General features: G+C 66.0%; 14 protein-coding genes. 5 read left to right on the top strand and 9 right to left on the bottom strand.

What is annotated here, in order from left to right; translation table 11 throughout:
• Positions 1-14: 14 nt before the first annotated feature.
• Entirely contained in the window at positions 15-1,979 is a 1,965-nt protein-coding gene (locus VFZ97_15860; GenBank protein ID HEX6394910.1) for a S8 family peptidase, read from the bottom strand.
• A gap of 259 nt (positions 1,980-2,238) precedes the next feature.
• Between VFZ97_15860 and VFZ97_15855 the strand changes: the two genes are divergently transcribed.
• On the top strand, positions 2,239-3,462 hold the full coding sequence (locus VFZ97_15855) for a DUF4115 domain-containing protein (GenBank protein ID HEX6394909.1): 1,224 nt from the start codon (positions 2,239-2,241) through the stop codon (positions 3,460-3,462).
• Positions 3,463-3,475: 13 nt separating this feature from the next.
• Here VFZ97_15855 and VFZ97_15850 read toward each other — a convergent pair whose 3' ends face one another.
• From VFZ97_15850 to VFZ97_15840, 3 genes are all read right to left on the bottom strand, one after another.
• Positions 3,476-6,109 (bottom strand): S53 family peptidase, encoded by a 2,634-nt coding sequence (locus VFZ97_15850; protein ID HEX6394908.1) that lies wholly within the window; start codon positions 6,107-6,109, stop codon positions 3,476-3,478.
• Positions 6,110-6,203: 94 nt separating this feature from the next.
• Positions 6,204-7,721, bottom strand: a complete 1,518-nt coding sequence (locus VFZ97_15845; GenBank protein HEX6394907.1) for a sialidase family protein — start codon at positions 7,719-7,721, stop codon at positions 6,204-6,206.
• A gap of 54 nt (positions 7,722-7,775) precedes the next feature.
• Positions 7,776-9,593 carry an EAL domain-containing protein gene (locus VFZ97_15840; protein HEX6394906.1) on the bottom strand — a complete coding sequence of 606 codons (1,818 nt, stop codon included), beginning with the start codon at positions 9,591-9,593 and terminating at the stop codon, positions 7,776-7,778.
• Positions 9,594-9,683: 90 nt separating this feature from the next.
• On the opposite strand from VFZ97_15840, the gene VFZ97_15835 reads away from it, so the two are divergent.
• Positions 9,684-9,983, top strand: coding sequence for a hypothetical protein (locus VFZ97_15835; GenBank protein HEX6394905.1), 300 nt, complete (start codon positions 9,684-9,686; stop codon positions 9,981-9,983).
• A 93-nt stretch (positions 9,984-10,076) separates the two neighbouring features.
• On the opposite strand, the gene VFZ97_15830 is transcribed toward VFZ97_15835, so the two are convergent.
• Positions 10,077-11,642 (bottom strand): long-chain-fatty-acid--CoA ligase, encoded by a 1,566-nt coding sequence (locus tag VFZ97_15830; protein HEX6394904.1) that lies wholly within the window; start codon positions 11,640-11,642, stop codon positions 10,077-10,079.
• A 163-nt stretch (positions 11,643-11,805) separates the two neighbouring features.
• Between VFZ97_15830 and VFZ97_15825 the strand changes: the two genes are divergently transcribed.
• On the top strand, positions 11,806-12,897 hold the full coding sequence (locus VFZ97_15825) for a PilT/PilU family type 4a pilus ATPase (protein ID HEX6394903.1): 1,092 nt from the start codon (positions 11,806-11,808) through the stop codon (positions 12,895-12,897).
• An 18-nt stretch (positions 12,898-12,915) separates the two neighbouring features.
• Here VFZ97_15825 and VFZ97_15820 read toward each other — a convergent pair whose 3' ends face one another.
• Complete coding sequence (locus tag VFZ97_15820) at positions 12,916-13,182, bottom strand: iron-sulfur cluster biosynthesis family protein (GenBank protein HEX6394902.1); 267 nt, start codon at positions 13,180-13,182, stop codon at positions 12,916-12,918.
• A 169-nt stretch (positions 13,183-13,351) separates the two neighbouring features.
• Between VFZ97_15820 and VFZ97_15815 the strand changes: the two genes are divergently transcribed.
• On the top strand, positions 13,352-14,785 hold the full coding sequence (locus VFZ97_15815) for a PQQ-binding-like beta-propeller repeat protein (protein ID HEX6394901.1): 1,434 nt from the start codon (positions 13,352-13,354) through the stop codon (positions 14,783-14,785).
• Between the two features lie 114 nt (positions 14,786-14,899).
• Entirely contained in the window at positions 14,900-15,793 is an 894-nt protein-coding gene (locus VFZ97_15810; protein HEX6394900.1) for a DivIVA domain-containing protein, read from the top strand.
• Positions 15,794-15,799: 6 nt separating this feature from the next.
• Here the strand turns inward: VFZ97_15810 and VFZ97_15805 are convergent, their stop codons facing one another.
• The 3 genes from VFZ97_15805 to rplJ all read right to left on the bottom strand — a co-directional run bounded on the left by VFZ97_15805 (position 15,800) and on the right by rplJ (position 18,835).
• Entirely contained in the window at positions 15,800-17,326 is a 1,527-nt protein-coding gene (locus VFZ97_15805; GenBank protein HEX6394899.1) for a hypothetical protein, read from the bottom strand.
• Between the two features lie 415 nt (positions 17,327-17,741).
• Positions 17,742-18,134 (bottom strand): 50S ribosomal protein L7/L12, encoded by a 393-nt coding sequence (rplL, locus tag VFZ97_15800; GenBank protein HEX6394898.1) that lies wholly within the window; start codon positions 18,132-18,134, stop codon positions 17,742-17,744.
• 53 nt (positions 18,135-18,187) lie between these two features.
• Positions 18,188-18,835, bottom strand: a complete 648-nt coding sequence (gene rplJ, locus VFZ97_15795) for a 50S ribosomal protein L10 (GenBank protein HEX6394897.1) — start codon at positions 18,833-18,835, stop codon at positions 18,188-18,190.
• Between the last annotated feature and the right edge of the window lie 246 nt (positions 18,836-19,081).

Below are 19,081 nucleotides of genomic sequence, written 5' to 3'. Positions count from 1 at the left end.
ACTCGGTCGGACGCCTAGCTCCAACTGGAAGCGTTCCAGGCCGCACCGTTCCAAGCCGCCCCATTCCAAGCCGCACCGTTCCAAGCCGCACCGTTCCAAGCCGCACCGTTCCAGGCCGCACCGTTCCAGGCCGCACCGTTCCAGGCCGCGCCGTTCCAGGCCGCACCGTTCCACGCCGCGCCGTTCCACGCCGCACCGTTCCACGCAGCACCGTTCCACGCAGCGCCGTTCCAAGCAGCGCCGTTCCAAGCAGCGCCGTTCCAAGCGGCACCGCTCAGTGCGCTTGCGTTCCAAGCTGCTCCTGTCCAGGAGCTGCCGTTCCACGCCGCACCATTCCAGGCAGCACCGTTCCACGCGGCACCGTTCCAAGCGGCGCCGTTCCACGCAGCACCGTTCCAAGCAGCGCCCGACAAGGTGAAGCCGTTCCAAGCGGCGCCGTTCCACGCCGCGCCGTTCCACGCAGCACCGTTCCAAGCAGCACCATTCCAGGCGGCGCCCGACCAGATCGCCGGATTCCAGGTGTCGACCGAGCCGGTCGGAACCAACGAGACGGTGCTGCCCGGTCGGGTCGGCCGCAACCCATCGGTCGATTGGTGGAGGTCCATAGGCGCGGAGGTGGCGGCTGTATATGCGTTGAGTGCGCCGTGCCCATCCACGAACGGGTTTCCGACCGGGCCGGGTCCTGCGTTGCCCAGCAACCGGGCCTTCAGCTGATTCGGAGTGATGCCCGGATTGTCTGCAAGGACCAGGGCCGCCGCGCCGCTGGTTATGGCTGCGCTGAACGAGGTTCCTGACCCCTTGAAGTTCCCCGAGCCGATGCGTGCCGAGGGAAACAGGTCGTAGACGGTCGAGCCCGGCGCAGCGACGCTGATAACCGAGCGTCCGGACGTGACCAGATCGGGCTTGACCCAGCCGTCCGCTGCTGTCGGCCCGACGCTGCTGAAATCGGTCATCGTGTCGTCGGAGACCGATGGCGTCGCCATGTCGTCGAGCGCCCCGACCGTGATGACCAGAGGGTCGTCACCGGGCGACAGGATCGTCCCGTTGAAAGGCCCGGCGTTGCCGGCTGACGCGACAACCGCGATTCCAGCGTTCCACGCCGCCTCTACCGCCCTGTCGAGAGGGTTGCGGAGGGTCGACGTGAACGACTGGAACCCGACCGACATGTTGAGGACCTTTATGCCGTACTGGTCCTTGTGGTCTATGGCCCACTCGACGCCGGCGATGACCCTGCTCAAGGTGGTGGTCCCGGTCACCCCGGCGACCTTCACCGATACGAGGTTCGCGGCGGGCGCCTCTCCGTGATACTGACCGCCCGACGAGGCGCCGTTACCAGCCACCAGACCCGCCACGAAGGTTCCGTGACCGAAACCGTCGAAGAACGGGTTGCCTTCGCCGGTGAGGTCAACGCCCCCGACCAATCGGCCGGAGAAATCAGGAAGGTTGGCGATACCCGTGTCGAGGACTGCGATGGCGACGCCCTGACCGGTGTCGCCCGACTGAGCGAGTTGGTCGGCGCCGGTCTCCTGCGAGAACACCGCTGAGGGGACATGTGGCGAGGTGGAAGCTACGGGGCCGCCCTGCAACGAGATCGGAACGTCCGGGATGGTTGTGACGTCGGGAGAGCTCGCGAGGGTGGCCAACCCGGCGCCGCTGACCGATACCTCAGCCGCACCGAGATCCGGAAAACTTCGAAGCACGGAGGCACCGACGGCCTGCGCCGCGCCCGCTGCGTCGGAGGTTCCGTTCGTAAGGACGATCACGGGCTGCGTCGACTCGGCGGCTGAAGCGCCGCCGGTTCCTACCAAGAGTGACGACAGAAACGCGGCCGAAGTGGCGACGACGGCCGCTGCACAGCGTCCCCAGCAGGACTTTCCGCCAAGGCGATCCCAAACCGAACGGTCCGAGACAGTTGCCCGCCGCGCCCGCGGAGCTTCGGCGTCACGCCGATCCTCCCGTTCGCGCTTCCCCCGGAACATTGTCCTCGTTTCGTCGGCTTGGGATGGGCGCTTTAGTAAGAGGCGCGCAACCTGAGTGCGTTTTCACCATCAGACACGTAGCGGTGGACATGGGGCATTTGACCGGTAAAGGCCCCGGTGCCGGCGACACCTCTTCAACATCGGCTCTTCACCGGGTGTTTGGATTGAGATCACCGGCGAATTTCGGTTCCCGAATTTTCCTAGCGGGTAAGGACAAATCCGAGTACCAATTGCACCAAGCTCGCCGTACGATCCGCTCGTGGGCACTGGGGTGCTCTTCGGACTGGCGATATTGGCGTTTGGAGGTGCGGCGATGAGAGTTCGCGTACGGCGTACTTCCTGGCACACCGTGCAGGCGCAGCATCGCGCCCTCGCCACCATCGGCAAGCTGGCTGCGGAACACGCCGGACCCGAACGATCGCAGCCGGAGCGCTCGTCCCGGAGCGCCGTTCGCGTGGTCCGGGACGCGGAATCCGAGCACGCCCCTGGCACCCCACCCGTTCTCCGTTCCCGTCCGCGGCACGCGTTGTCCACCGACACCAAAGACCCGGAACATTCGGCGACCTCAGCCGCAAGGGTTCCGATCGCAAACGGGCTTCCCGCCGCGGCGTTTCTGCCGGGGCCGAGCGTGAAGCTGGTCCGGCAGCAGAATCTAGAACCGCTGGCGGCCGCCGAACCGCACACGCCGGCGATTCCGCGACCGGTCCTGCCGACCATACCGGCAAAAAAGCCTGCCGATTCGACCGATCAGATGCTCCGGTTCGACGCTCTCGCCGAATCGGGCCCGCGGAAGGCGGACGAAAACCCGCGGTCGCGACGCCCTCAACGGGCGTCTCGAATCCATCTCGACATGCGCCGTGGTCTCGAACGCTTCGGCGCGGTGTCGACCCGAACCAGCCAGGTCGGCGAAGCCCTCTTGACCGGGTTTCGGACTCGAGCCCTCAAGCGGTGGTCCGGGGCGCTCCACGACGGGCGTACACCGTTCGTCGAGGTGGGCCGGCGGCCGCGCGCAGCAATCGGAGCGGCCGCCGCCGCCCTGGTGTTCGTCGCCCTCATCGGACTCGCCGTAGCCGGAACCGGGGGTGGCGCCCCCCACCACCAAACGGCCAGCGGGGGGCGGTCAGCTATCAGTCCGGCGCCTGGTTCACCATCCCTCTCGCAGGGGGCCGGCACCGAACAGGCACCGCAGGCCTCGGCGTCACTACTCGAGATGACCTCGTCGACTTCGGCGGTGTACCAGGTGAGCGGCCCGATCTCGGTGGTTCTCCACGCGACTGCGCCCTGCTGGATTGAGGCGCGCAGGTCAGGACCCAAAGGCGGGCTTCTGTTCCAGGGAACCCTGGTGCCCGGCCAAGCCTGGACGGTCGCCGGGCCGACGTGGCTCAGGCTCGGCAACCCGACCGCGGTAAGCCTGGCCATCAACGGACAACAGGTGAGCCCCCCTGCGGCGCAAGGAATCCCGTTCGACCTTCAGATCGGCTGAGACACTTCGACGCCTACTCGGGCAAGGTGCAGCCGCTGGTCCCGGTCGTCGTCCCGATCGAGTAGTTGTTGCCCGGTCCACCTGCGTCGACCTTCTGCAGCGATGCGACACCGAGGCCCAAGGGGTTGGGCGGAACGCCGATCTCGATATAGGTCTCGCCGGTCGGTTGAGTGAGGACGGCGCCCGCCGGCGGGTTGCCGACGTGCGCCAGCGGAACGACGATTTCGACGACTCCGTCTTTGCCGGTGACGAAGGTACCGGTGTCGGTGTTCGCCGATTGGAACTGCTGGCTGGATCCCACCGACGCGACGGTTCCGTCAGAGAAGACGGGCGCGGAACCGGGGAGAACTCCGAGTTGGGCTTGGGCGAAGTACACGGTCCCCTTGTAGGTCCATGTCATGTACCAGTCCGCGGCGGTCGCGCCGACCGGCACGGTCTCGGTGAGGTTCTGGACCGTCATCCGCACGATCAACGACTTGCCATTGGGACCGGGAGCCATGTTCCCCTGCAAAAGGGTCAGCTGCGGATCGCTGTTCATGAAGGTGTCGGACGCGGTGTGAGCAGGATTGGCCCACAAGGCGTCGCAGTTGCTCGACGAGGAAGTCGGAGGCACCGGAAGGATGTTGTTGACAGGCGTGGTTCTGCCGTCGAGGGTCTGCATCAGATTGGAGACATCGGGCACACCCCATCCAGATACGTAGTCCCACCCGGTGGTCGCGTGATAGAGCCCGTTGTCGCCCAGGGTCACGTCGAAGAAATCCTTCGCATAGGCCGTGCTCTCGGCGACGCGGTAGATGGCGAAGTCTGCGAACCCGAGACCCGGATATTTGACGGTCGTCGACGCGTGCCGGCGGGGCGGACCGGTGGCGGGGGCACTGGACGTGAAGAGCGGGGGCGCCGCGGCCTGGATCCGGGTCCACATTCCGACCCATAGCGGGGAGCTGAGACTCGTTCCAGCGCCACCGCCGGGCGTCAGCGATCCGTTCTCGACGATGTTGTAGCCGTTGTCGGCGATGTCTCCTGACATCGCAGCGACGTCCGGCGCCCCGCGACAGGTTGTCCCCCGCGCGTAGGGGTTCCCGTCCTGATCGAGAAGGCACGGCACGTTGATCGCGCTCACCCGCTTCTGGAAGGGTGGCTCGGCCTGGAACAACGCGGCTCCGCCCCCGGTGAATTCCCAAGCTCGCTCGATCGCCCGTTGCGGGAGGCTGCCCCCATCGGACCACAGGACCGTACCGCCGACGCAAACGGCGTAGTCGCTGGCGCACGGGTACTCCTGGAGCGGGACGACCTGGTTGACGACCCCATTTCCTGCGCCAACCGCGGGGAGGACGACCGCCGGGCACGACGACCCGGTGTCACCAGCGGAGGTGAAGAGCGTCCGTCCTTGCATTGCCGCCTGCAACAGGGTTTGCTCGGCGACAGGCTCCAGATCGTCGCCGAGCGCCACCCCGTAAGGCATCTGGGCCAGGGGCCCGGTGACGGGGTTGGTCGGGTTGGTCTCGCACTCCCCGAACGAGGCGTTCGCCTGGCTGGGCCCGTTCGGATCTCCGACCCACCTGGTGAACAGGCTCTCGACCTGGGCGTCGAATAGCGAATCGGCGAAGTAGAGATCCACTCCCAATGCGTCGGGTGCCATGCCGGTGCTCGCCTGGGTGTCGAGGTCCCACTCACCCTGCCCCGAATCGTCGCCGAACGACCCTGTCCCGACCCGGGTGACCTTGACCGGGATGGTCGGGAGCTTGTACTGCTGCTCGAAGTCTCGAAGGTTGGAGATCACGTCGTCGGTGCGCCCCTCACCGAAGATTGCGATTGACTGGCCCTGCCCGAGGTTCGACGAGGGCACGTCGTAAAGGGACCACATGTCCTGAGGCCCGTACGTGCACGACGGAAGGCAGGCTGGAAACTTCGGCGTCTGCGCGGGCGGCGAGAGGATTGCCGACCGGCTCTTCGAGGGGACCTTTGGAGTGCTGAACTTCTGGAGGGTGTTGAGTCCGACGACCGAGATGATCGAATCCCCTGCGGGCACCAAGGGTGGGGTGGCGTTGGCCACGAACGACACGCCCTTCACCAGGTAACTGTTGATGGTTGTCTGGAACAGCCGTTGCAGCTGCGCGACCGTGCCCGTTGCCGCCACCCAGTCGCCGGCACGCGTGGTCTCGGTGATCTGGAGCCCTCCCGACTTCAGCCAGGAAACCACCCGGCCGTAGGTCTGCGCGGAAACCCCGAATCGGGACGCGAACTCCTGGGGCGTGAGGAACTGGCGGTAGTTCGGACTGGAGGGGTCGTACTCGGATTGGTAGAAGGCCTGAAGCGCCGGCTGGTTGGGCAGGGCCAGGCCGACACCGATTTCGAGGATCTCGGTGGACGGAGCAGGAGCAGCGGCTGCGACGAGGTTGAGACCCGGGAGAACGTCATGGGCGAGGCGGGTGAGATGGCTTGCTGCGGCGGCTCCGGCGGCGGTCGCCGCGCCCGAGGCTCCGATGACGCTGGTGCTCGAGCTGGCCGACGTGACCGCCGTGGTACCCGGCACCTGGCCCGCTTTGGAAGCGGGGCCGGAAGAGGCGAGCGCCGGGATGGTGAGGGACGCGGCAAGCCCGAGCGCCAATGTCCCCGCCAAGGCCGCACCGGCTCGCCTCAACCGCATGTTCCCCAGAACCTCCAAGTTGCCGCCAATGTCCAGACCGACCGTCGGGGGAAGGTTTTCGGTTCGGCTCGACGGAATTCCTGCCGGCTGCGGTTCATCCCGACCAGGTGAGACGCCCGGCGACCGCCTCGTTCGCCTGGGAGTTGGAGCCCTGGCCGGCGCACGCGGTGGCGTTAGCCGGCCCCACCGGACCCGGGCATGAGCCAGCAAACGCCGCCCAAGGGGTGCCGGACGGGGTGATATCGACTCCGATGTAGTCGTCGCGCGCCTGCGGGGGGGCGCTGGTACGCATCGGGTCGGAGAGGGGGTTGAGGGAGGCGCCCCAGAAAGTCGGGTCGGCGTCCCGCGCGTCCAGCGTGAAGCTGAGATAACCGTCGTACAGGGACTGGCTCCCTCTTTGTACCAAGTAGGAGGCCGCCACCTCGCCGGCGCCCCTTTCCGCAAACGCCCACTGCACGATCGTTCCGACTCCTGGCGGGGTCATGTCCACCGGGCTGCTCCAGGTCCGCCCGCCGTCCCTGGAAACCCGAAGGTCGACGGCCGACCCCTTCTGGTCGGCGAGGTACAGGTCGCCGTGGGTGCCGACCCGGAGCTCACCGTTGACGGGAAGCGTGACCGGCTTTCCGTCCTGGCGGTCGACAAGCGGCCAGGTCTGCCCCTCGTCGAAGCTGCGGGCTAGGAACGTCGTCGAGCCGCACTGGACCTCGGCGTAGACCGACCCGTCCGGGGCGCCTTGGGGGTAGTTGGGGTCCATGTCGGAGAATGTCTCTTGACTGGTGCCACACTGGCCGTGCTGCGGCGCCGGAGCGCTTCCGAGCAACGACACCTGTCTCCACGTGAATCCCCCGTCGAGCGTGCGGTAACACGCCCGGAAGCCGGGCAGAGGGAGCCCGAGGTTGACGGCATTGTTGCCGCACCAGTACACGACGTCCGGGTAGCCAGACGGCGAAGGCTGGCCGGGCCGCGGCGGCGCAGAGGTGAACCGCGGGTTCTCCGACTCGACGAACCCGGGGAGGCTGACCTCGTTCCAGGTCTTCCCCCCGTCTGGGCTCATCATCAGATGCGCCTCGCCGGCGGGGATCTGATCCTGGGGCGGGACTACCCCACCTTGAGGAACCGGATTTGCGGCTAGGGCGTAATAGAACAACCGGGCGGTCTCACGGTCGACGTAAAGGGCGTCGTCCTGGGGGACCCAAGTCGCACCGGCGGGCTCGTTGAAGGACCAGGTCGCTCCGTTGTCGTTGGATACCGCCAACCCGCCGGGACTGAACATGGTGCTTAGTCGAGGACCAGGTGCGCCCGGCAGGAACCCGGTGCCGGCCAGTCCAGGGGTGATGATCGCCGGTTCGTAGACCAGCCCGCCGTTCTTCAGGGCCACGACCTGCGGCTCGGAACCGCCGAAACCGGTCGCGACGAGACACGGAACCGGAGCCGACCTGGGTTGGGGTTCGACCAGGACACCACCGGATTTGTAGGCCACCGCCTGACGGTCGAGCTGGCACCCCGCGAGCCGATCACCGTTGGCGGCCCGGACCGGCTGGACCAGTCCCACGATGGCAGCACATGCCGCCACGCACGCGCCGAGCAGGAAACGTCCGCGGCGCCTGCGCATGGTTTGAATGGTTCGCCACCGGCGGGCTGATTCCTCGCCCGCCGGCAGGATCGGTCAGAGGGGCCCGGGCCTTCCCAGCAGGTAACCCTGGGCCTCGTCGCATCCGGCGCGCTTCACCATTTCGAGCTCTGCAGCCGTCTCAACACCCTCGGCCACGACCGCCAACCGAAGGCTCCGAGCAAGCTCGACCATGGCGTTGACGATCGCAGCGTCGTTGCCCGCGTCGCCGAGGCCGGACACGAAGCTCCGGTCGACCTTGAGAACGTCGATCGGGAGCCGCCGCAGGTACGCCAGCGAGGAGTACCCGGTCCCGAAGTCGTCGATGGCCAGGCGGACGCCGATCTCCTTGAGCGCGTCCAAGGCTCGCTGAGTGGCCGCCTCCGAGGTGACGATCACGCTCTCGGTTATTTCGAGGGTGAGCAGCTTGGGGTCGAGACCGGTGTCTCCGATGACACCGGCGACGAAATCTGGAAGCCCGTCGTCGGTGAACTGCCGCCCGGAGACGTTTACGGCAACGCCGACGCCCGCGCGGCCCGAGCTCGTCCACCGGGCGCAGTCGGCGACGGCATGTTCGATCACCCATCGGCCCAGCGGGAGTATGACCCCGCTCTCTTCGGCGAGAGGTATGAACTCGTCGGGTCCGACGCGCCCGAATCTGGGGTGGTCCCAACGGGCGAGAGCCTCCAGCCATACGATCCGGTCGCTCGACAGGTCGACAACCGGCTGGTAGTGAACCGAGATCTCCCCCCTCCCGGCGGCGCCGTGGAGGTCGTTGAGCAGCTCGGGTCGCCGGCGGAGGCTCCGGTCGACCGACTCGTCGTAGATCTGGAAGCCGCTGCCCCCACGGTTCTTGGCCGCGTACATGGCAGCGTCGGCGCGCAGCAGTAGCGATTCGGCGTCATCGCCCGCACCAGCTATCCCGACGCCGACGCTGGCGGACACGTAGAACTCCTGCGCCGGATCGCCGAGCCTGAAAGGTTGGGAAACGACAGCCGTTACCCGTTCGGCGACTGCTGCCGCCTCGCTTTCCGGATCGGAGAGATCCGGACAGAGGATGACGAACTCGTCGCCCCCCAGCCGAGCAAGCGTGTCGCCGGTGCGGATGACGCCGCGAAGCCGAGCCGCCACGGAGATGAGGAGAGCATCTCCTGCGCTGTGGCCGGCGAGGTCGTTGACCGACTTGAAGCGGTCGATATCGATGAACAGCACGGCGAAACCCTGTCGGTTCCTGGACGGCTTGGCGGTCAGCTGCTCCAGGCGATCCACCAGCAGCGTGCGGTTCGGCAATCCGGTGAGGCCGTCGTGCAGCGCGTTGTGCGCCAGCCGCTGCTGTTCCTCCGACAGCTCCCGGCGAAGCTTGTGGAACTCCGATTCGAATTCGCGGACGACGTTCACGATCGAACTGTCGGAGCCGATCCGCGCGAAGTCCTTCGCCGAGGCGATGGCCTTATCGCTGATGCAGAGTTCGTGCCCCCACCGCCCGAGCCTCTCATATGTCGTGTCGCGCCAGACCAGGTAGAGCTTGGTGAGCTCCCCGATCGAGATGGTGTCATGGAGGGGCGCCTTGCCCGGGGCGGATATGGTGTCGCGCTCCTCGGCGGAAGGAAGCGTGCGGGTTACCAGGAACCGGCCGAGCGTGGCGGCGCCCAGCTCGGTCGTCCTGACAATGTCTTCGCGGATCTGTAGGTCGGTAGCCCTCGACGATTCCGGATGCCGGTTGTCCCACCACTGAAGGACCGCGGCCGCGATCTCGCCGGCTCGTGCCTGAACTTCGTGGCCGAGCAGTTCCAGCTGGGCGTCGAGATCCAACTCGGCGCCGGATCGCGCAGACCCGTTCACATTCACACTCGGGTCGACCTGCTCCTCGTTCAAGCGTTCCTCCTTAAGGTCCGCCACGACGATTTATCGGCGCAGAAACGGAAGGGCTGTACAGGTCCTTGGGCTACGGCCGATCCTCTCTCTGTGCGAGCGCGGCTGATGCTCAAGGTGGTGACTGTCCTCGTTCTCCTCATCTGCACGGTCATCGGAGCTCGATCGTGCAACTCGTCGAGCCCTGGGTCGAACCTCAACCCGTCGAAGGTCGTCGGGAACGGGATCGCCGGAGTCTGCGCCAACCAGGCCGCGGTGGACTCCTCCGGCGGTCAGGCGGACTCATCCGAGGTCGTATCGCCCTCGGCCCAGAACCAGCTCGACTCGGCATTGGGGCTGGTCGGGGCAAAAGCCCCGTCGTTGTCCTGTTCTACGACGACGTCGCAGCCGTAACACCTGCCCGGTTGGGGCCCCAACCCCAACCTCCTTCAGAGCGTGGGGCCCCTACCCCACGCCTGACCGTGACACCTGCCCGGTTGGGGCCTGCTATTCGACTGCCCGCTCGCGCCCTTCCCAGTAAGGGGCTCGCAGCTCACGCTTGAGCACCTTCATCGCCCCGGACAGCGGTAGCGGCTCGGCCCGGAACTCGACCCTCTTCGGGACCTTGTAGCCGGCGATCCGCTCTCGAGCCCAGTGCTGGATGTCTTCGACCGTCGGCTGCGCGCCCTCCTTCAGCACGATGATTGCGAGCACCTCCTCGCCCCACCGGTCAGAGGGCACCCCGATCACAGCGACCTGCGCCACGCCGGGGTGGCTGGCGATCGCGTTCTCCACCTCAGCCGAGTACACGTTCTCCCCGCCGGTGACGATCATGTCCTTCACCCGGTCGATGAGGTACACGTAACCCGCCGAATCGACGTAGCCGGCGTCGCCGGTGTGGTACCAGCCTCCCCTGAAGGCGGCCTCCGTCTCTTCGGGACGGTTCCAGTACTCGCGCATGTAATTGCCCGCCTGCGCGCACACCTCGCCGGTCTCCCCGGGTTTCAGAATGTTTCCTGCCTCGTCCTGGATCGATACCACCGAGCCGGGCATCGGCCGCCCTGCCGACCGCAGCAAGTCACCGCCTGCACGGTGCTCTTCCGGCCCCAGGCAGGTGAGCAGCCCGCAGTTCTCGGTCATCCCGTACCCCTGGTAGATGGACATGTCCGGGAAGGTGTCGAGGACTCGCTGGAGCAGCGCGGTCGACATGGGGGAAGCGCCGTAGACCAGGCTGTGCAGCGACGACAGGCGCTCCGGCTTGAAGTCGGGATGGTCGAGCAGCATCGAGATCATGGTCGGGACCATCACGGTCATGTTCACGTGGTGCTGTTCCACGGCTTCAAGCACCTTCGCCGGATCGAACAAAGCGACATAGGCGGTGAGTCCGCCGACCGCCGGAATGGCGAGGATGGCACCTAGCGAAGCGGCGTGGAACATCGGCGTCTGGTGCAGGTACACGAAGTCCTGATCCATCCCGAATCGCGTCGCCACCTTGTAGAGATCGAGCATGAGTGCCCGCTGATCGATCACCACGCCTTTCGGCAATCCGGTCGTCCCGCCCGTGTACATGAGGATCGAGATGTCGTCCTCGTCGGGCTCGGCGGGAAGCACGTTGTCGCCGGCCGCGACGACGTCTTCGTAAGACGCGTCGTGCGCCACATCGCCGCCAAAGGTGTCGCCCACCAGAACCAGCTTCTCCAGGCCGGCTTCTTCACGGATCTTCTCGATGTGTGAAGCGAAGAAGGCGTCGGCGAAGCACACCTTGGATCCCGAGTCCTTCAAGATGAACGACAGCTCCATCGGGGCAAGCCTGAGGTTCAGCGGGTTGATGATGCTCCCGGAGAGCAAGGACGCGTGGTACAGCTCGAGATAGTGGTGTCCGTTGAGGGTCATCACCGCGTAGCGGTCGCCCTTTTCTACGCCAAGCTCGGTGCGCATGCCGTCGGCCAGGCGGTTGACCCGCTCGAGGTGCTGCTCGTAGCTGGCGACGAACTCGCCGTCGACCGACGCCGGCTCGGACGTCAGCCGCTCGACGGTCGGGAGCAGGTAGCGGTGGTAAACGAGCTCTTTCATTGGTGACCTCCGGGCCGGATGTTACGCTCACCGCCCGCTTTAGGCCGACGGCGGTGGCCTGACCGGCGAACCGGCACGTCGCCCTGATCGGCATTGCGACCGGCGAGCGCCGGAATAAATAGCCAAACTCAGGAAAACGGGCCTTCCTGCCGATAACTCCCGGGTGGTTGACCTCACAGAAATCCTTGCCCATCTGATCGAACAAGGCGGTTCGGATCTTCACCTAGGGGCCAACAGCCCGCCCAGGGTGCGGGTCAACGCCGACCTCCGGCCGGCGCCGTTCCCGGCGCTCAACGCCACCGCCTTGCAGGCGGTGCTCGCCAAGGTTCTGCCCGCCGACCGTTACGAGGAGTACGAGCGCACCGGCGAGGCGGACTTCTCTTTGTCGGTTCCCGGCATCGGGCGGTTCCGCGGGAACGCGTGCCGCCAGCGGGGCAGCGCGGCCATCGTCCTTCGGCGGGTGCTGCCGAACGCGGTGACCGCCGAGGCGCTCGGGTTGCCGCCGATCGTCACCAGGCTGTCCACCGAGCACCGGGGCATGATCCTGGTCACGGGACCGACGGGTTCGGGTAAGACCACCACGCTCGCGGCGATGATCGACCACATCAACAGCACCCGGGCCTGCAAGATCGTCACCATCGAAGATCCGATCGAGGTAATCCACACCGACAAGCGATCGGTCATCTGGCAACGGGAGATCGGCACCGACACGAACGACTACGCCCAGGCGATGCGGCGAGTGCTTCGCCAGGACCCCGACGTGATCTTCATCGGCGAGATGCGCGACACCGAGACCGTGAACGCGGCTCTCAGTGCGGCCGAAACCGGCCACCTGGTCCTCTCCACCCTCCACACCGCGAACGCCACGGACACGGTGAACCGGATCGTCGACTTCTTCCCTTCCTACCAGCAGAAGCAGGTCCGCCTGACTCTCGCCGGCGTGTTGAAGGGGGTCCTGAGCCAGCGCCTTGTTCCGCTCGCCAGCGGCGAGGGACGGGCGGCAGCGATCGAAGCGATGGTCGTCACCGGGCGGATCGCCGACAAGATCGTCGACCCTTCGAGCGGCGGCGACACCATCGAGAAACAGATCGAGGACGGCGAGTACCTCGGCATGCAGACGTTCGACCAGAGCCTGTTCCGCCTGGTGCAAAGCGGCGAGATATCTCTGCGCTCCGCGATGGCCGCGTCAACCAACCCTCACGATTTGCGCGTCGCCCTGGAGACCGCCGGGGTACTCGCGGTCGGAGCGGTCTAGCGGTCTAGCTCCAGCTGCTCAGGGGAGCAGCGTGAAGCGCAGCTCCTCCTCGCCGGTCAAGCGGGCGTCGAGGGTTCGTCCGTCGAGAAGGGGCGCCACCGCGTCCTCCACGAATACTCTGCACCCCTCCTGCTCGATCACTTGATCGCTGGGTCCGGGCTGTTCGGTGAGAGCAAGGCCGAGCTCGACCTGGTTACCGTCGTTGCCCCTCGAGGAGATCCGCAGTCCTGCGCCGGGGTGGTCCGATACCAGATCCTGGATGGCATCGGCGGCTTCGGCAGTCACGGTGAGCAATGTCGTCCTCCAATCGTTCCGAGGTTCGCGAACGCGAGTCCCTGCAATACCCAATCCCAGCCGGTCTAATCAGCCGACCTCCGCACGGGCTTCCGCCACCAGCATGAACGCCGCTGCCATGCGCCCCCCGCACTGCCGACCGCGTGGGATCCTCTTCCGAATGAGCGGGACGAGAGGGCCATCATCATTGCGGACGGTTCTTCTCGCCGGAACGGTTCCTGTTGCTGCCATGCTCGTTTCGTGCTCCAGCGGGTCGAACCCTGGGTCCGCGCCGACCAAGACAGCCGGGTTGCGGACGGTCACAACTTCGGTGCCGCCTTTCGCTACATCGACGACAACGGTGCAGAGCCGGACGCCTGCCGACACCTGGGGCACCTACGACCGTGACGTCGCTAGAACCGGAAATGATCCCAGCTCGCCTCGTGTTTCCAACCCCCGTCCCGAGTGGACGAGTGTCGACCTGGACGGTTCCGTGTACGCGCAGCCGCTCGTCATCGGATCAACTGTCATCGCCGCGACGGAGAACAACACCGTCTACTCGCTGGACGTGCGCTCGGGAAGAGTGAACTGGTCGCACCACCTGGCAAGCCCCGTCTCCGGAAGTTCGCTCCGGTGCGGCAACATCGACCCGTCCGGGATCACGGGAACCCCGGTGGCGGACGCAGCGACCCACGCCTTGTGGGTCGTGACCTTTTCGTCGCCGTTTGCCCACACTCTCTGGGAAATTGACCTCGGCAGCGGCCGCGTTCTCGGGGCCCGACCTGCAGACCCACCCGGATCAGACCCGTCGACCGAGCAGCAACGCGGAGCGCTTACTTTGTCCTCCGGGCGGGTGTACATCCCGTACGGGGGCCTGTACGGCGACTGCGGCAAGTACCACGGTTGGCTCGTCGGGCTCAGCGCTACGTCTCCGGCGAACCGGACGATGGTCACCTATGAAACTCCCGCGACCGGGGCCGGCATTTGGGCTCCCGGCGGCCCGGTCGTCGACGGCGCCGGCGACATTTTTGTCGCGACCGGCAACGGCGTTCCCGTCGACGTACCGGGTGACGCAAACAGCGTGATCAAGCTCGACCCGTCCCTAAACGTTCTCGGCCGGTTCACCGCGCCCGACTTCCAGAATCTGTCAGCGACCGACACCGACCTCGGTTCGGTGTCGCCGATCATCACGGCGGGCGGGGATGTGCTGCAGGTCGGCAAGGAGGGCACCGGTTACCTGCTCGGACCGAACCTGGGTTCGCCGCTGCAAACCTTGCACGTCTGTTCCGGCGGGTTCGGTGCGGCGGCCACCACCGCGGACAACATCTACCTCTCCTGCTTCGACGGCCTCTACGCACTCGACAACCGGGACGCCGGGCACCTGTCTCCCACCTGGGCGGCTACCGGCATCAAGCCGGGGCCTCCGATCGTGTCGGGTGGAGCCGTCTGGACCGTCGACCGCAGCGGTGCCCTCGACGGCTTCAGCGAAACGACCGGAAAGATGGTGTACACATATCCCGTCACTGTGGCGGGGTCTTTTCCCACGCTCTGCGCCGATGCGGGAAAACTGCTCGTCTCCGACGGCAACCGAATCATCGCCTTCGGGGGTGTCTGAAGCAGGGTCCTTGCTTTCGCGGCCGCGATCAGGGAGTATTTCACCCCGGGGAAGGCTCCTTGGCGGGAGACGTGGGCGGTTCTGCATCTTTTAGCGCGCACACGAGGGAGTCCCATGGAGACCAAGAACCACAATCCTTCGTTCACCGTCAGCCTCCGCGGCTACGACCGGGAGGAGGTCGACGACTACCTCGACTCGCTCGCTGAAGCGCTCGAGCAGGTGGACGCGGCGGAGGAACACACTCGTCAGTTGCAAGCTCACATCAACCGGCTCAACGCCCGAATCAAGGAGCTCGAGGACCGGATGTCCTCAGAGAGCCCGAAGTCCGGGATGCTACTTGGCGAGCGGATCGGCATCCTGCTCCGTCAGGCCGAGGAGACAGCCGAGGAGACCATGACCCGCGCCGAGGCGCAGGCCGCCAAGATCGTCAGTGTCGCCGAGCAGCGCGCGGAGGAGGCCGAGCAGGTCGTGCGTTCCGCAACCGCGAGAGGCGAAGAACAGGCGCGGCGCATCGAGTCGGCCGCGCGGACCGACGCGACCGAGATAATCGCCGAAGCGGAGGCTCGGGCGACGGCTCGTACCCGCCAGATCGAGCAGTGGGCCGAGCAGGTCATCTCCCACACGCGCGCCGAGGAGGCCCGGATGCTGGGAGATCAAAAGGTTGCTCGCGAGCGTTTCGCCGTTGAAATGGCCGATCTCGAATCGAAACGGGTAGCCGCCCAGCAGACGCTGTCAGAGCTGCGCGATGCGCTTGGCAACGCGATCGGGATCGTGACGATCGAGCCGGAAAAAGAGACCCCCGTCTCCGATGCCATCCCCTCGACTCAGGCAGAGCGCGACGAGGCTGACGAGCCGGAGGCTTTGGCGCCGGCACACGCCGTCAACGACGAGGACATCACAGATGCGGATGGCGACGAGGACGACGACGAGCAGTTCGAGCAGAAGCTCGAGGCGTGGGTCAACTGGACCGGCGACGCCGACGGGCCAAGGCTCCGCGACCAAAGATAGTTGCGACTACCGGTAGTTCACGACGAAGAGCTGGGTCAGGTTGAGGGTGCCGTTGTCGTTGTACAACCCACCGCCGGACTCACCGCCGCCCTGGATGAGAACGTTGTGGCGGTGACCCCAGCAACCCGGATCGCCGGCTGACTGGCAGTCGACGTTCGGGCTGTTAGCCCCGTCGTCGTACATCCACACATAGTCCGCCGACAGCGCGGTCGGATATCCCATGGCCAGGTTCGATCCCCACGTGTATCCGGCCGGGCCGGTCGGGTCGGTGTTGTTGCGCGCACCGTTGTAAGCCATCGAATCCAGATTCGAGTTCTCGGGCATCTGGGGGAGCCCGCGCACTGCTCGTTCTGCATTCGCGACCGCGACAAGCTGAGCGATCGTCGAGAGGCTGCCGTAGTTGGAAGGTAGAGAGAGCGGCCCGTAACCCTCGCCTGACAGTGCGGAGTCGATGTTGGACAGAGCAGACTTGTCGCAAGCCGACGCGCTGTACGAGTTGCTGAAGCAGGCGGAGTAGAAGTCCCCCGATGGCGGCATCGACCGAGCCGGATCCTGGTTGGGAGGAAGCTGGCTCGAACCCGGAGGCCCCGATCCGGTCGAGGACGCTGTCAGGGGAGCGTCCATGGATGCAACGCTGCCGGTGTCGGTTGCGAGCCAGTAGCCGCCGTTGCCGGCGCTGGTGATTCCGACCGCATGCTGCCCGTTAGCAGGGAAATTGTTGGCGGCGGAACCGTGGAACTGTGCGTCACCGAACGTGAAGACGCCGCCGTCCCTTGCCACCAGCCAGTAGCCGTGGCTGTCGGGCGTCGTGGCCATTCCCGACACGGGTTGGTTCAACCTCTGGGCTCCCGTCGAACCGTAGAAACCTGCGTCACCAAATGTGAAGATCCCACCGTCACTCGCCACCAACCAATAACCACGACCGTCAGGAGTGGAAGCCATCCCCACGACCGGCTGGTTCAACCTCTCTGCTCCCGTCGAACCGAAGAAACCCGCATCACCAAACGTGAAGACTCCTCCGTCGCTTGCCACCAACCAATAACCACGACCGTCAGGAGTGGAAGCCATCCCCACGACCGGCTGGTTCAACCTCTCTGCTCCCGTCGAACCGAAGAAACCCGCATCACCAAACGTGAAAACTCCTCCGTCGCTTGCCACCAGCCAATAACCGTTGCTGCTCGGAGTGAGGGCAGAGCCGACGATTGGACGGGTCAACTGTGTCCCGGTCATATCGCCGAGGACGGGGGCCGGCGAGTCGGCTACCACGGTCCCGTTCGGATAGGCGGCCCAGAAACCGTTGCCCCCGGTGCGGATGCCCTCACCGACCGATCTGGCCCCGCTGTAACGAACCGTTGGGGAGCCCGCCGGCATATGGCTTAGAGCCAGGCGGGTCGAGAGCATGTCCGGTGATTGCGCCAGATTCGTCTGGTGAGCCGTCCCGTGCATGCTCGCGCCGTGAGCGCTTCGTTGGACCGGGTCGATAACCGTACGAGTCAACGCCGCGCCAATGCTCAGAGTCAGAAGGGTGGCCACCGATGCAGCCGCCGCGCCCGTTCTTGTGCATACCCGCCCACGAGTGGTCATGACTGCCTATCGGGCAGTGATCACTTCGAGCGGACTTCTTCCGGATTATCCCGCCTGAACTAACTAGTTCCGTCACCGACGTGCTGGAAGAAGAACATGACGCGTACGGAAAACTCCGCAATGCTGGCTCTGCCCGGCAAACCGGAAAACTGGAACATTTCGCGAAACACATCCCGGTCTCTCATGCACCGGCTATTGACAGGACGGCCCGGGCTGGGGCTTTAGTGCTAAAGCGGTGGGTCGTCCTCCAGCGGGGCCGGTCGCATGGGGTCATCGAGCCGGAAAATCCAGAAGGCGGGCCCGGCAGGGCCCGCCTTCCTCGGTCGGAGTTTCGATTCCGATCGCCCTCTCCCGAGGGCTCTTGCTACTTGAGCTCGACGGTGGCGCCGGCGCCTTCGAGTTGCGCCTTGGCCTTCTCGGCGTCTTCTTTGCTCACCTTCTCGAGGACCGGCTTGGGAGCCGCGTCCACCAGGTCCTTCGCCTCCTTGAGGCCGAGGCTCGTGAGTGCACGGACCTCCTTGATCACCTGGATCTTCTTGTCCCCCGCAGCGGAGAGGATGACGTCGAACTCGTCCTGCTCTTCCTCTGCCGGCGCCTCACCACCGCCGCCGGCGGCGCCTGCTGCCGGCGCTGCTGCGACAGCTACTGGCGCGGCTGCGGTTACGCCGAAGCGCTCCTCGAAGTCCTTGATGAGCTCGGATAGCTCGAGGACTGAGAGCGAGGCGATGCTGTCGAGAATCTCTTCCTTGGTTGCCATTTCTTGGTTACTCCTACTCCTGGGTTCGGTCTGGGTTGCTGGGCCGGGTGGGCCTATTCGGCTGATGTTTCGTTATCGGCGCCGGCTTCGGCTTCGGCTTCAACCGGTGCGGCCTCTGCTGTCGGCGCCGCAGCTTCTGCTGCCGGCGCCGCAGCTTCGGCGGGACCTTCCGGCTCGCCGCCGGCCCGCTGGTCTCGAAGAGCGACCAGCCCGTAGGCGAGATTCCGCGGAAGCGCCTGCATGAGGCTGGCGAACTGCTGAAGCGGGGCTGCCATCAACCCGGCGAGGCGGGCGAGCAGCTGTTCGCGCGACGGCAGGTCGGCAAGCGCGGCGGTCTCTCTAGGTCCGATCACCTTGTCGCCTAGCACGCCGCCCTTGATGACGAGCAGCGGGTTGGTTCGCGAGTAGTCCCGCAGCGACTTGGCTACCGCAGCAGCGTCGCCGCTGACGAAGGCGATCGCCGTCGGGCCGGTCAGCAGCTCGTCGAGCGCCTCGAGCCCTGACTGCTTGGCAGCCAGCCTCACGAGGGTGTTCTTGAAGATCTTGTACTCGCCGCCGTTCGTGCGCAGGCTCCTGCGCAGGCCGGCAAGGTCCTTGACCGTGAGCCCGCGGTACTCGGTGAGAATCACCGCATCCGCGTCGTCCAAGTGCTGGCGCACTTCGTCGACGACGGCAACCTTCTCGGCTCTCGGGTTGTCCAACTGGTCACCTCCTCCTTCACGTGTTTCGCCTGTCGCGCGCGGCGGGCACACCCCGGGAGGGGAAGATGCCTCACTCGCCTCGTCAGGCCGGGTGCAAGACCCACTTAGGCGCCCGAGGGCGCACCGGATGTCTTCGGCTTGGAAAGCTCAGCCATGATAGCCGCCCGCCGCAGGGGCTGATCGCGTGTTGAACCATGGACCGGGCATGGAACAAGCCTTTATTCACGATTTGGCACCTCACAGGTG

The organism is Acidimicrobiales bacterium, assembly GCA_036378675.1.
Classification (GTDB): Bacteria; Actinomycetota; Acidimicrobiia; order Acidimicrobiales; family Palsa-688; genus DASUWA01.
Note: the sequence above shows the minus strand (reverse complement) of the source record. Positions and strands in the feature narration are given on the sequence as shown.